12 protein-coding genes and 1 pseudogene are annotated in these 13,769 nt (G+C 56.1%); 9 read left to right on the top strand and 4 right to left on the bottom strand.

Going from position 1 to position 13,769, the window contains the following annotated elements:
• Positions 1 to 1,168 precede the first annotated feature (1,168 nt).
• Positions 1,169 to 1,837: pseudogene (locus tag AC6I7T_RS01455) on the bottom strand (zinc-binding dehydrogenase); the annotation flags it as partial.
• Positions 1,838 to 2,077: 240 nt separating this feature from the next.
• Positions 2,078 to 2,218 carry a helix-turn-helix domain-containing protein gene (locus AC6I7T_RS01450; RefSeq protein ID WP_497788007.1) on the bottom strand — a complete coding sequence of 47 codons (141 nt, stop codon included), beginning with the start codon at positions 2,216 to 2,218 and terminating at the stop codon, positions 2,078 to 2,080.
• 81 nt (positions 2,219 to 2,299) lie between these two features.
• Here AC6I7T_RS01450 and AC6I7T_RS01445 point away from each other — a divergent pair, with 81 nt between their 5' ends.
• From AC6I7T_RS01445 to AC6I7T_RS01405, 9 genes are all read left to right on the top strand, one after another.
• Entirely contained in the window at positions 2,300 to 3,085 is a 786-nt protein-coding gene (locus AC6I7T_RS01445) for a helix-turn-helix domain-containing protein (protein WP_497788005.1), read from the top strand.
• Between the two features lie 77 nt (positions 3,086 to 3,162).
• A complete protein-coding gene (locus AC6I7T_RS01440; protein WP_497788003.1) occupies positions 3,163 to 3,552 on the top strand; it encodes a VOC family protein in 390 nt (129 codons plus the stop codon).
• Between the two features lie 9 nt (positions 3,553 to 3,561).
• A complete protein-coding gene (locus tag AC6I7T_RS01435; RefSeq protein WP_497788002.1) occupies positions 3,562 to 3,867 on the top strand; it encodes a TfoX/Sxy family protein in 306 nt (101 codons plus the stop codon).
• A 1,072-nt stretch (positions 3,868 to 4,939) separates the two neighbouring features.
• Positions 4,940 to 5,290, top strand: coding sequence for a PadR family transcriptional regulator (locus tag AC6I7T_RS01430; RefSeq protein ID WP_497788001.1), 351 nt, complete (start codon positions 4,940 to 4,942; stop codon positions 5,288 to 5,290).
• Positions 5,287 to 8,016, top strand: a complete 2,730-nt coding sequence (locus AC6I7T_RS01425; RefSeq protein ID WP_497788000.1) for an ABC transporter permease — start codon at positions 5,287 to 5,289, stop codon at positions 8,014 to 8,016. The genes AC6I7T_RS01430 and AC6I7T_RS01425 overlap by 4 nt, the downstream gene beginning before the upstream one ends.
• Before the next feature lie 309 nt (positions 8,017 to 8,325).
• Complete coding sequence (locus AC6I7T_RS01420) at positions 8,326 to 8,841, top strand: DUF6431 domain-containing protein (protein WP_497788341.1); 516 nt, start codon at positions 8,326 to 8,328, stop codon at positions 8,839 to 8,841.
• 82 nt (positions 8,842 to 8,923) lie between these two features.
• Positions 8,924 to 9,913: a CHC2 zinc finger domain-containing protein gene (locus tag AC6I7T_RS01415; protein WP_497787998.1), complete on the top strand. Its 990-nt coding sequence runs from the start codon at positions 8,924 to 8,926 to the stop codon at positions 9,911 to 9,913.
• Entirely contained in the window at positions 9,910 to 10,953 is a 1,044-nt protein-coding gene (locus AC6I7T_RS01410) for a tyrosine-type recombinase/integrase (protein WP_497787997.1), read from the top strand. Before AC6I7T_RS01415 ends, AC6I7T_RS01410 begins: the two co-directional genes overlap by 4 nt.
• A complete protein-coding gene (locus AC6I7T_RS01405) occupies positions 10,923 to 12,089 on the top strand; it encodes a tyrosine-type recombinase/integrase (protein ID WP_497787996.1) in 1,167 nt (388 codons plus the stop codon). The genes AC6I7T_RS01410 and AC6I7T_RS01405 overlap by 31 nt, the downstream gene beginning before the upstream one ends.
• Before the next feature lie 116 nt (positions 12,090 to 12,205).
• Here AC6I7T_RS01405 and AC6I7T_RS01400 read toward each other — a convergent pair whose 3' ends face one another.
• Both AC6I7T_RS01400 and AC6I7T_RS01395 read right to left on the bottom strand, forming a co-directional pair.
• Complete coding sequence (locus AC6I7T_RS01400; RefSeq protein WP_497787994.1) at positions 12,206 to 12,688, bottom strand: YybH family protein; 483 nt, start codon at positions 12,686 to 12,688, stop codon at positions 12,206 to 12,208.
• A gap of 129 nt (positions 12,689 to 12,817) precedes the next feature.
• On the bottom strand, positions 12,818 to 13,672 hold the full coding sequence (locus tag AC6I7T_RS01395) for a DJ-1/PfpI family protein (protein ID WP_497788339.1): 855 nt from the start codon (positions 13,670 to 13,672) through the stop codon (positions 12,818 to 12,820).
• Positions 13,673 to 13,769 lie beyond the last annotated feature (97 nt).

Here is a 13,769-nt window from a genome sequence, read left to right as displayed (position 1 = left end):
TCCCGATAGGTCCGTAGCGGAATAGAGCCGATCTCTCTTCTCTAGGCACCTCGCAGTTACCGAGCGAGACAGCATTGGAACGGTTCGCCGCTGAAATGGGAAGGCCTTCGCTCCTTAGGTGATCGTTCCGCGGAGAGACATTGAACGCCTGCAGCGAGGTGGATGTGCAAATCAAGTCGGCTAGAGCCGGTGTAAAAATGCTTTGGCGAGCACCTGTCAGTTTGGGAGAATGCCATACTGACAGGAGCTCGAAGACTAGAACCCAATCGCCAAGGTGATCTTTGGCCAGGCCCATCCTCCATTTCTGCATATACCTCGGCTTGCTCCTCTACGATTCACTCCAGATATGAGAAGCAAAGCATGACGAACTTGGCAGCGTTAGCTCCTGGGCAGAGAGCGACGAAGCCGAGCTTGTAGTCTGGTCGGCTCTCGGCATCCGGCAGGTAGACAATAAGTTGCAAATCGCAGCCTGAGGCCGGCTCTTCGCAATTATCTGCGAACTATACCCAGAGAAGGCCAGCAGCGCAGGAATTCCGAGATATCTATCCTGCAGCTTCAAACCGTTCGGGATCGGTTTAGCTTGTTTTGGGAAACAGATCCTCCCAACCTACGAGAATGGATAGTGGAAGCCGAATGATTCGTACCATTGGGTCTTTTTCGCTGGTGGCGCGAACAGCTACGCACTTACCCTCGGTAAATGGATCCGAGACGACCTCAAAATGTTCGCCATACAGGTTCATGTGTCTGCCCGCTATGTAACCGAGCCGCTTAATTCTTGAGCAGTCCTCGGAAGGTGAGCGGTGGCTGATATCAAGGTTAGGAAGGACTGTTGACATGGAAGTGGAAGCCTGCATTGGGCACCTCGGCGGGCGGAAATCAGGCAACTTGCTGAGTTGTCGCAGCTAACTAACACATGCGGCTTCGTACAGAAAGCTTCAGAGCATTTTCACTTTAGTATGAGTGATAGGTTTGGGCCATTCTTTAGCAGAATGGCCACGCATACTTTAGTTCTTTCCTCTGTGCCGGAAGTGAAAATGCTCAAGCCCAGGATTCAAAAGATAATTAGAAGAAATCTGCTCTCTAACCCTGATTATCGGTCATGCGTGCAAAGATCGCTGATCTGAATTGCTCATGTGTATTGGGTCAGTCCATCCAGGCGGTCGGCCTGTTAGCCAAGATTGCCACTTGTGAGAACCACCTTGAGCGCGCCCTCTTTGGCCGCGTTCCCAAACGTGTCGTAAGCCCTCATGATGTCGTTCATCGCAAACCGATGAGTTACCAGCTTGCCCGGTTGTAGCTTACCTGACTCGACAATCTTCAACAGCATGGGTGTCGTGCTTGTGTCTACCAGCCTGGTGGTAAGGGAAATGTTATGGTCCCAGAGCTTTTCCAGATGTAACTCCACTGATTTGCCGTGGACTCCTACATTCGCCAGTCGCCCGCCAACCGCGACAATTTCTTGGCAGATTCCAAAGGTAGCCGGAAGCCCAACTGCTTCTATGGCGACATCGACACCTGCGCCCTTGGTGAGTTTCATTATTTGCCGGGTGGCGGTTCCATCTGCGGAATTGATGAGAGTGGTGGCGCCAAATTGTTTTGCGGTTGCTAGGCGATTCTCGTCCAGGTCGATCATGAAGATCTCTGCAGGGGAATAGAACTGCACCGTCAGCAAAACCGCAAGCCCCACTGGGCCGGAGCCGACTATGGCGACCGTGTCGCCGGGCTTCACTTGGCCGTTCAGGACACCGCATTCAAAGCCCGTCGGAAGAATATCGCTCAGCATCACGAGGGCTTCTTCACCTCCGCCCGGGGGGAAGTTATAGAGACTTCCATCTGCGCGCTAGAAGCCCAAAGAATCAAAAAAAAGGCGTGGGCGATTGGATGGTTCAGCTTCCAGTGGCGCAATTCTCCTAACGACGGTTGCAAACATAATTTATCCCTAAGTACGCACAAATTAGGCCAGGAATCGTGGGCCGCCATGAGTAATGTCAAAGAGAACATTGAGCAAAGTCCGGTCAAATATGACCAGAAGATTGGCTGCTCATTATTGCCCACTCCCCGCCAAAGTAAAATCAGCTTAGGCTACAGACTTGAGGATGGTTCGGTAGAGAGTGGACCGGGCGACGCCGAAGCGGGCAGCAATCTCGACAACCGGGATGTTGGCTGTTTTTGAGCAATGCGCGGATGGTCTTGATCTCTTTGGCAGGGAGCTTGGCAATGAGGATGGCCCCGAACAGTAGGTCTGGCCGCTTTTACCTTACGAAATAGCGTGGGAAGAGAGGATGTTGATAGTAAATTTATGCCGCTACCCCCTGGATATTCGGAATCTCCTGATAGTGCCTATGATCGTCGTTGCGTTGAATCCGTCTGGACGTATTGGGGACAAGACAATACAGAGTATCGTGTGCTCCCAGATGGGCGCTGCGACATTATTCTCCGCTTTGTAAATGATACTGGGCGTCCGATAAGCCAAATCAGCGTGTTAATAGCGGGTCCGTCGACGACGTATCATATGGCACCGATCATCCATGGATTGGGTTTCGTCGGTATCCGCCTGAGACCGGGTTTCGCCATGTCCGTACTTGGCGTAGATTTATCGATGATCGTGGATCAGGTACTGGACAATGATGCCTGCATCAAAGCGATACCGGAAATTGCAGCGTTGTGCCGACCCGCTGTCGGGATCAAAGACCTCATTGATCGGCTAACCAGTTTCGTTGCAGATCGTCGCGCGGCAAACGGTGAAAATGGTCCCTCGTCAAGGTCCTTGGCGCTGCTGAATACTATTCACGTCAGCGGTGGACAACTCACCGTCGCCGAACTTGCTCGAATTCACCGCGTTGACGAGCGCACCGTTCTGCGTGACATTAAAACCGACACAGGTCTTACCCCTAAACAGTTTGCGATGATCATTCAATTTCATCGCGCGATGCATCTGCTGTGCGACCATGGTCTCGACACTGCATCTGCAGCAGCCGAAGCTGGCTATGCCGATCAGGCTCATATGACGCGTGTTTTCCGACAGCTGGCAGGTTTTACTCCCGCAGATAAGCCAGAAGTCACCCTCGCTAGTCTCAAGGAGTAATTGTCCGATTTATTCAAGACGGGCGTTTGGGCCAAGGATAGAATCGCTCAAAGTCCAAGCAAGGGTGAAACAACACCATGAAATTCGGATACACCATCATCTACGTCCCTGATGTTCCAGCCACGGTCACGTTCTACGAGTCGGCATTCGGTTTGACCCGAAGATTTGTACACGAAAGCAATCTATACGCCGAAATGGAAACCGGCAGTACCACACTTGCCTTCGCAGGTGAGCCAATGGCTGAAATGAACGGACTTTCTGTTCGTCCCAATCGCAAGGGTGACCTGGCGGCAGGATACGAGATTGCAATGATTGCCGAGGACCCAGACGCTGCCTACACCGCAGCTCTGGAAGCTGGCGCAAGTGCGGTGAAGCCTCCAACCCTGAAGCCATGGGGGCAAACCGTAGCCTATGTGCGCGATCTCAATGGCTGCATCGTCGAGATTTGTTCTCACCTCTCCGTGTGAGGAACCTTCATGGCCAGCCGACAAAGCACTATCGACTACATTCTTGAGCAGATCTCTTCAGCCGGAGCCGTATCTGCACGGAAAATGTTCGGCGAATATGGAATTTACTGCGATGGAAAAATCGTTGCATTGGTTTGCGACAATCAACTCTTTGTCAAGCCAACCACTGCAGGGCGGGGCTTTGTCGGCACCTGCAATGATGTCAGCCCCTATCCGGGAGCCAAGCCCTGCCTCTTGATTTCTGGAGGCGCAGGCATAGGGGCTTGGTACAGTGTTGGTCGTTCTGCTCCTGTGCTATTTGTTGGGAGTTTTTAGATGGTGAGATTTACGGAATTTCACTCACGCCGCCGACATATCTTCATGGCTCCGCAACTGCTTAAGAATCGTGCCGCTCGGGAATGAGCGAGGATGCATCTGCTTGGGTACTTCGAACGGACGATGCGTGTCCTCACTGGAAAATACTGTCTGAAGATCTGCTGGAGATCATTGATCCAAACGACTCTTTCGCGACAACCGTAACCCTAGATTGCGGTCGTAGCAAACTATTGTCTGGGCAATAAACTGACAGTCACATACCCGATATAGAGCCTCTTCCCGAGAACACGCTATCGAAAAACGGGTTCACATATGGCAGATGGCCTTTGGAGATCCAGACACTATCGAGCAGCAGGGAACTGTTCTGCCCTGGCTAGCTGATTTTCCCGTTTAATGATATTTACGGCGCGGTGCGTGAGCGCCTAGCGAGTGAAACTAATACCCATCTGTTTTGCATTGACGCACGTCGCAACGAAGGATGATCGAGTTCAGCAATCCGCCAAGCTGCCCTCTTCCGGTTGGCGGTGCCCGATCTGTGGCGGAACTATGCACTTCATAGAACGGATTTCTGCAGCCCAACTTCTGCTCCGTTCTCCGCCCCAGTCTGTCAGGTGTGCAGCGTGAACTGGCATTCCCAAACTCGACGTTTCTGCGTTGTCTGCAACGAACAGGGAGCCTTTGTCTCAATCTGTTTTGTGGCGCAAATCGCCGACCTATACACTTCCTATCGGGCTTCTAAAAGCCCTCGTTCCCTCCGAGGGCTCTCCTCAATGCTACAAGCGAAAGCTCTATCCACTATCCTTGCTAATCTGCCAGCATCCATTAGCCCCTTTCAAATTGCATAAGCGCCCGTCGCCCCTGCGACTTCTTTCAAACCGCTGTATCTGAAGCGCCCTCTCAGCATCAGTCCCGCCTCCTCAGTCTTGCGGGCGCTTCAGATACAGCCCAAAGGTTTCTGGACAGTTTGCCGGTGGCCCACAGCCCAAAAGCTAGGCACGTTTTAGAGCGACCCTCCAGGTCTCAGATGCCTTGACCTTCTACATATTGAAGTGTATATGTAGAAGCGATAGGTATGAAGACCTCTGACAAATTTGACCTTCCGCAAGGTACCCTCGATCTCCTAATCATGAGGGTTGTTGCGCTTGGCCCCGTTCACGGCTATGCGCTCGCGCAAAGAATTCAGCAGATGTCACGCGACGCTTTGCAGGTACAGCAGGGATCGCTCTATCCAGCTCTTCACCGCCTCGAGTACAAGAAGTTTCTCAAGGCTACGTGGAAAGAGTCCGAAACGGGTCGTGAAGCCAAGTTCTACGAGCTCACTGTCCAGGGGCGCGCACATCTCAAGGCCGAGACCGAGAACTGGAGCCGCCTCACCGATGTCGTCGGCCTCATTCTCAAGGGAACACTGGAAGGAATCTCATGAGTTGGCTGACGAGAGTTTTCGCCCGCAAGCGACTGGAAAACGATCTGGAAAAGGAGTTGCGCTTCCACTTCGAAACGCAGGTCGCCGACAAAGTCCGATCGGGTCTCTCCGAAGTTGAAGCTCGTCGGACCACGCGCCTGGAATTTGGCGGCATCGACCAGATCAAAGAAGATTGCCGAGAGAGCCGCGGCACAATGTGGCTCGAGTCGCTTGTCCAGGACATCCGCTACGCGCTGCGACAGCTCGGAAAGTCACCCGGCTTCACCTTTGTCGCCATCCTCTCCCTCACCCTGGGCATCGGTGCCAACACCGCCATCTTTACGCTGCTCAACGCGATTTTGCTGCGCCCGCTTGCGGTCCAGAAGCCCGGTGAATTGGTTCTATTCGGGAACGGCCACGCACAAGGCAGCACCATTTCAGTTCCCGATGGAGACACGAAGCTGTTCTCCTATGCCTTCTTTCGCGACCTTCGCCAGAAAAATGCTTCGTTCTCAGGTATCGCCGCGGTAGACAGCAACCAGTTTGCGACCAAAGCTTCAATTAGCGGCGCCGCTTACCAGACCACCCACGTCGATCTTGTCTCCGGTAGTTACTTTTCTGTTCTTGGCGTACCGGCGGTTCTGGGCCGTACGATTGGCGAGTCCGACGATGGTGCCGAAGGCGCTGGCCCGGTCGCGGTAGCCAGTTACTCCTGGTTCCAGCGGCAATTCAATGGCGATCCATCCGCGCTTGGCAAGACCATCCGCATCCAGTCGCACGACTACACTCTGGTTGGTATTGCCCCACCGGGCTTTTACGGTTACACAGTTGGTCAATCGACCGACCTCTGGATTCCACTCTCGATGGAGAAGGCGTTCTCTCGTCCAGGCTGGAATGGACTCGGGGCAAACTTCTTTCAGTCGCTCTATCTCATTGGCCGCTTGAAACCCGGCGTCACCGTAACCCAAGCAAGGACCGAAACTAATGTGCTGTTCAACCAGATCATTCGCAGCTACCTTGGGCCTCAGCCTTCGCAAAAGCATCTCGACGACCTTGCCCACGCCAGCGTCCAACTCACTCCTGGAGGCCGCGGCGTTTCTTACCTGCGCTACGCCTTCTCGGTGCCGCTCGAAATCCTAATGGCGATTGTGGCGCTGGTGCTCTTGATTGCCTGCGCTAACATCGCCAACATGCTGCTTGCCCGCGGGGTGGCGCGCTCGCGCGAGTTCGCCGTGCGCATGGCCCTGGGCGCTACCCGCCGCCGCATCATGGTTCAACTGTTCACAGAGTCCGTGCTTCTAGCGATTCTCGGCGCCGCTGCTGGCACCGCAGTGGCGTGGAAGGCGAGTGTCGCACTGCTGAATATGACCACGTCCGGCCCCGATCCAGTTCCGTTGAGTCTCACCCCCGACTTGACTGTACTCGGCTTCACGCTCGGTATTGCGGTGGCAACGGCGCTGCTGTTCGGCATGCTGCCGGCATTCCGCGCAACGGGCGTTGAGTTCACGCCCGCGCTTAAGGATGGGCGCGGCGGTTCTTCGGCTAGTACGCGTGGCGCTCTGGCCCGCTCGCTCATCGTGGGACAGGTTGCGCTTTCGGTCGTGCTGCTCGTTGTTGCTGGACTCTTTGTCCGCAGTCTCATTCACCTCTCTGACGTTGACTTGGGTTTCGACAAGCACAATGTCCTCGACTTTTCTCTCGACTCGAGCACCGCCAACCTGCCGCATGGAACCGCCGATGAGATTCGCTCCGTCCATCTCCAGGAGCAGATTGAAGACCGTGTGCAGAGCATTCCCGGCGTCCAGGCAGATAGCTTTGCCTTCTTCACGTTCAATCAAGGGGGATGGACCGACCTGGTTCTCTTCCAGGGCATCCCGCGGACACCGGCAAACAGCCACGACGTCTTCTTCAACATTACTGGCAAGGGATTCTTCTCCACCATGAATATTCAGCTTGTCGAAGGCCGTCTGTTCAACGCCCAGGATACACAGTCGTCTAATAAGGTCGCGGTCATCAACGAGACCATGGCGCGTCGATTCTTTCCCAATGGCTCGGCGATCGGACGCCGCTTTGGTATTGGAGAGATTCCCGATCATCCTGGCGAGAAGGAAGTGATCGGCGTGGTCAAGGATGCGAAGTACACCTCGCTGGACGAAGGGACGCAGATGGCAGCCTATTTCCCCTGCACTCAAAATCCAGGCTTCTTCGGGAACTTTGTGGTTCGCTATGCGCCCGGGGCAAACCGGCAGGAGATCATCTCGCGAACGCGCCATGCCATTTCGGAGGTCAACTCGAACATTCTGGTCAACAACATTACCAGTCTTGAAGAGCAGGTGGACCGTTCCTTGGCAACGAAATCGCTGATTGCCCGGCTTTCGACTTTCTCTGGAGTTGTGGCTGTTTTCCTCGCCTGCATTGGCATTTACGGCCTGCTTTCGTATTCGGTCGCCCGCCGGACGAGTGAGTTTGGCGTCCGTCTCGCCCTTGGGGCGCGATCGCACATGCTGCTTTGGATGATCCTTCGAGAATCCATTCTGGTTTTGGCTCTGGGGCTCGCAATCGGTGTGCCCATCGCGTTGAGCTCCACACACATTCTGAAGAGCCAGCTCTACGAGTTGAGCCCGCTGGACCCGACGGCAATCTTCATTGCCATTACCGCTGTCTCTTCAATGACCCTTGCTGCCGCTTGGCTCCCTGCAAAGCGCGCTACCAAGATCAACCCCGTACAAGCTTTGCGCACCGAATAGTTCTTGGAAGACTAGACATCTCGTGGCTGGGATTCAACTCAATCCGCGTGCGATCGCCTGTGCATTGACGCGCAATCGCCAAGTCGTAAACCGAGGCTGCAAACAGGCGCTTGGAGGCTCGATGAGCGCCTCGGCGGAGATAACCGGCCAATAAGCCGAACCAAGCCACGCAATCGTAGTTGGCAGTAAGAAGCTATATTCTCTTTCAGTTGGATTTCTTCAGGAGGCGGAGCCCCGCTTCCTGCCAGCATCTTGGCGGATCGGAGCAGGAAGCGGAACCCGTGTGAGGTTACGATCCTCTTTTTCCCAGTGTCGGCCCCGCTGGAGCGGCTTGCTGCCTGCTGGGCCGAAGACTCGGACGAGTTCATCTTACGCCGATGCCCGGTCTGTGAACAGGATTCGATTGTTGGTCATGGGCGGCGGCGCAAGCAGGCGCACGACGAGCATCACGACTGGATCAGGATTCGACGGGGCCGCTGCAGAAGCTGCGGCATGACCTTCACGTTTCTTCCGGTATTTTCTCTGCCCTACACGCATTACAGCCTGATGGCGCGCTGCCAAGCATTGTTGCGTCGCTTTGCGGAGCGCTGTACGTGGGAGAAGGCCGCGCCGAAGTTCAAGGATGCTGACCGCGTACCCGATTCCTCTACTGTGCGTCGCTGGTTCGAAGATGTGGACGAGTCACAGCCGGTCCCGTTTTTTCTTCGCAAGACGGCTGAGCAAGCGAGTAAGTGGCTGGAATCAACTTACTCGTATGAGGACGTGACAGCGCTCTTATCCCGGCTGGCTCCGTTGCTGGGAGTCCTCTGTCCGATGCGCTGCTGAGAAAAACTTATTCTCCCACCATCCTTGCCTGGGAACTCCGGCGTGGTCCTCCTACGCTGGGCTCCGGAGGCGAAAATACGCTGTGGGGGAAGACGTCGAAAGACTAAAGCGGCGAACGCCGCTGCTGGAGTACCTGCGACAGCACAACTGGACAGGGCGGCCCGCAGGACGATTCGAGTATGTAGGGCTCTGTCCGCTCCACAAGGAGACTCAGCCGTCGTTCTATGTGAACGTACGCAAAGATGTCTTCTACTGTCACGGCTGCGGGCAGGGCGGCGACCTGATCCGCTTCGTCCAGTTATCGCGCGGCTTATCCTTCCGCCAGAGCGTGGCCAGCCTCGACCCGGAGGTCGCTCCGGAAGCTGATTTCAGCACTGTGTTCGCGGAGGCCGCGGCGTTTTATCAGCAGCAACTGGATCGCTGTCCCGAGGCGCTGGACTATCTCCACCGGCGCGGAGTGCGTGATCCAACTCTGATCAAGGAACTCGATATCGGTTACGCTCCGGGCGGGATATTGCGCCGTTACCTCACAGTGCAGGGTCATTCGTTCGATCTGTTGCGAAGGATCGGCCTCATCAACGCTCACGGCGCGGACGCTCTCTGTCAACGCATCGTGTTTCCGTTGCGGCAAAACGGACACATCGTCAACCTCTACGGCCGCAGCATCGGCGCCGCCTTCTCCCATCGCTTCCTGCCCGGAAGCAAAGGCGGCCTGTATGCCTGGGAGAAGGTTCGCAGCTGTTCCGAAGTGATCTTGGTAGAAGGGCTGTTCGACTATGCCGCACTGCGACAGGCGGGTTTCCACAACGTAACCTGCTCCCTGGGTACACAGCTCAACCAAGGCCAGTTCTGCCAGTTGTGCGAAGGCAAACGCACTGTCTATCTCACCTTCGATGCCGATCAGAACCAGAGCGGCCAGCGAGCTGCAGGCCAACTGGTCCATCGCCTTGTCATGCACGGTGTCTCTGCCCGTCGCGTTCTCCTGCCTGAGGGACACGATCCCAACTCCTTCTTCGTTCAAGGAGGAGTTGCAGTCCAGTTCCAGGCTCTTGTGGAGGCGACCCAGCCATGAAGTTCCGCGTCATCAGTCAGAAAACTTCAACGGGCGCACATAGTCCGATTCAGGTGGTCGAGCAATCCACCGGCAAAGGCGTTGCGTGGATCAATCGGTACCTCGACCGTGAGTATGTCCGCCGTCTCGCAGACAAGTCTCTCTACAGCTACGCGCACAGCCTGTTGCACTTCGTGCGCTGGTGGGAGAGTGTTCATCATACTGGCGAGATCTCCGCCGCGGACCTCGCTGAGTCGACTCTGCTCGATTACGTCCGCTTCCAGTCCAGCCTTCAACCTCCGCCTTCCGCCACTACTATCAACGACCGTACGGCAACTGCCGATCGTGCGATCCGCGATCAGTTCCCCGATGCCCCATGTCAGGTTGCCCACGGCTTCCATCAGCCCTTCCTGCACCGCAGGCCGATGGGGCTGGGACGCCCCCGATTCGAACTGAGCAGACTGAGAGTGCGTGAGCCAAAACTCAACATCGTTCCTCTTTCTGTCGATGAAGTGGCACGCTTCTGGCGAAGTTTTCGAAATGCTCGCGACTTGGCCATCGTCGGCCTGATGCTGATGCAGGGGCTCCGCTCCGCCGAAGTGATGGCCTTGAACCGTGATGATGTGCTGTTCTCCGAAGGCCAGATCCGCGTCCGCGGCAAGGGAACCAAATTACGCTTGCTGCCTCTGGCGCCGGAAACCACGCAACTGCTCGATCACTATCTCCGCGTGGAGCGGCCAGATCCTTGCTCGGCGGCACTGTTCGTGGTGTTGAAAGGGCCTGCTCGTGGCCAACGCATGACACCCGCGGGATTACGTTCACTGTTCCGCCATCATCGCCGCACCACCGGAGTTCCGCTTGCCAACCCTCACAGGTTCCGACACACCTTCGCCTCAGATATGGTGCGCGCCGGCATCAGTCTGCCGGCGCTGATGCAGTTGATGGGGCACGCCGACATCGAGACCACTATGCACTATGTGAAGGTCTCACCGCAGGATGTCTATCTTCAGTACGCTCGCGCGGCTGCGCAGTGCATCCATCCTCAACCGAGGATCTCCTGATGCGCTGGCGCCGCCCACCGCTTCAGCATCTCCTGGCGCCGGTCTTCGCGCACGCGATCGAGTCTCTGTGCACGGCACTCACCCCTTCCAGCAAACGCAACTACGACATCGCGGTGCGCAACTTCCTCGTCTATCTGGGAACGAAACACCCTAAGATTACTCATCTCGAACAACTGCGCCGCGATCCTCATATCCTCGGATGGATGGCGCACCTGCGCGCCCAGAATCCGCCCCTGGCCGCGGCAACCTGCATCGGCCGGCTCTTCGCGCTGCGCACCATCTTCCATGAACTGGCTCGCAGCAGCCATCGCGCTGAACTGGCCCACTTACTGCTGCGCGAGGATATCCCACGCTCGCCTCACACTCTGCCACGACCGCTCACCCCCGAGCAGGATCAACTCCTCCAGCAGGAGTTCATGCGCCGCAACGATCTCGGCGGAAATGTCTTCCTGTTGCTTCGCTCTACCGGCATGCGCATCGGCGAGTGCGTCGATCTCTCTTATGACTGTCTGCGTTCCACGGGAACGAATCAATGGGCAATCCATGTGCCCCTCGGCAAACTCAAAACTGAGCGCATGGTTCCCATCGACGTCTTCGGCCGTGATCTGGTTCACCGCTTGTGCTTCTTCCGCTCCCTCGATCCGTTGCCGGCCGATGGGCGGCTCCTGGCACGGCCCGGAAGCAAAGTTGCAATCCTGGTTCAGCTCCGCGATTACTTGCATCAGGTCTGCCACTCCCTCGGACTCTCTACTCGAATCGTCCCCCATCAGTTCAGACACACTTATGCTACGGAGATGCTCCGCTCCGGCGTCAGCTTCCCAGTCCTGATGAAATTACTCGGCCACGTCGATCCGGGTATGACCATGCGCTACGTTGATATCGCCCTCACCGATCTCGAACGCGAGTTCCAGCTTGCTCGCTCCAAACCCAGGCATCTAGCGCCACAACCCAAAATATCTACCGCACCAGTTCAGACTAGCCTCGACGGACTCATCGACGCCTTGGGCGCAGCGCAACATGTCATGGAGATGTTCCGTCGCTCACTCCCAGACGGGAATGTTCGCAATCGGCTCTTGCGGCTCTCTAAACGCCTCATCAAGATCCTCACCGAGATAAGAAAACTCCACACCACCTGAATGAAAATGGGAACCGATTGGCCGGTTATGGCATGTTGGCAACAGTTGAAAATCCAGGTCAAGAGAAATCTGTCTGCAGTAAGCTGATCCGCCCCCAGGGTGCTTCCGCCGGATGCTCAATGCCCGTCGGACTTTACGGAGGGGTAATCATTCCAGATGTCGCGTTGCAGTTTCCAGATGCCGCCCAGCTTCACGAAGACGAGAATCTGTTTACCTCGATATTTGAGCCTTCCACTATGATCACGGATCTCAGCATCCGAAACTTCCGCGACGATCTGATCGTTGCCATAGAACTCGTAATTGTTGAAGGATACGGTGTCAGGCTTGGATCCGGCATGGCCTTTGGTGAAGTATTCGGCGATCGCGCGGGCTCCTGTGATTCTGTCACCCCCGGGTGGCAAGAGCGCGCCATCTTCCGTGTAGAGGCGGCCTATCGCCTCATAGTCGCCTCGCCCGAAAGCTTCCGCCCATCGTGCGTTCTCGGCTTTGATAGCCGCTTCGGGCGGACGCTTGGGACCCCCGGCAGTTGCTGGTATGGCAAAGGCGAAGAGCGGAATGCAGGCTGCAAGGGCAGCAGAATAAAGACAAATCTGTGGCATTGAATAATTTCCTATCTTGGCTTGAATTGGAGAGGACTGCACCTGACGGGGCCGGTGGAGCCTATGATGTCGGCCTGCGATCTTCATCGAGGCCAGCGATGTGGCCCTCGATAAAAACCTGTGAGCGTTTCAGCGAACTCCTGGGATACTTGCGAGGCCTTTCGTTGCGCCGGGTAGGACCTTTTCGACCATTGCAACGATCTCGGAGGGCGCACTCCTTGGATGACCGGAATGGAATGGCGGAGCGGGATCATATTCAATGAGTAACTGCGCCAATTCTGCACTCTGCCGGCCCTTTAGCTTTTCGCCGACTCGAAGCGCAAAGTCGATGCCTGAGGTTACACCGCCGCCACTCATGAACCTGCCATTGTCGTCCTCCACGAATCGATCCGCTACCGGGATGGCTCCGTATTCAGCCAGCTTATTGACCAGAGCCCAGTGACAGGCACTCCGCTTACCATTGAGAACACCCGCAGCCGCGAGCGCGAGCGATCCCGTGCAGACCGACGTAACATGCTTGGCACCATCAGCCAAACGCCGGATCTGAGCGAGGAACTCCGGCTTCATCGCAGCCGTCATATTCGGGGCTCCCGGAACCAGGATCAGGTCCGTCTTCGCTACGTCGGCTAGTCGGTCAGTCTTGCCAAACACGACGCCATATTCGAGGGTCACGGGACCACCATCGAGGCTCGCAAAGCGAATGGTTGTGTTCGGCAGCCGATGAAAGACCTCGCTGGGGCCGGCAAAATCGAGAAGCGTTCCGCCGGAATAAATCGCAATGACGATATCGAGTGGGCCGGACGGGGAAGGGATATCCCTGCTGCCCGCCTGCGCGAGAGCGGGAGTGGCACCGTCAAGCAAGGTTCCGCCTCCCAGGATGGTGCCGAGTGTAGCGATGCCTCCGAATTTGAGAACATCGCGGCGGGATTGGTTTACGTCGAGCGGTCGCTCGCCGGAAGCATTATTTTCGACATCGTTTGTCACGATAATTCCTTCCTGTGCTTCGGCCACCTCTGCAAGCGCAGCCAGTTGGGCCATATTGAAGAGCACTCCACGATGAAGAATGTGACGGACGCGGAGA

This window comes from Humiphilus diazotrophicus (genome assembly GCF_059726315.1).
This window is presented reverse-complemented; position numbering and strand designations above follow the sequence as displayed.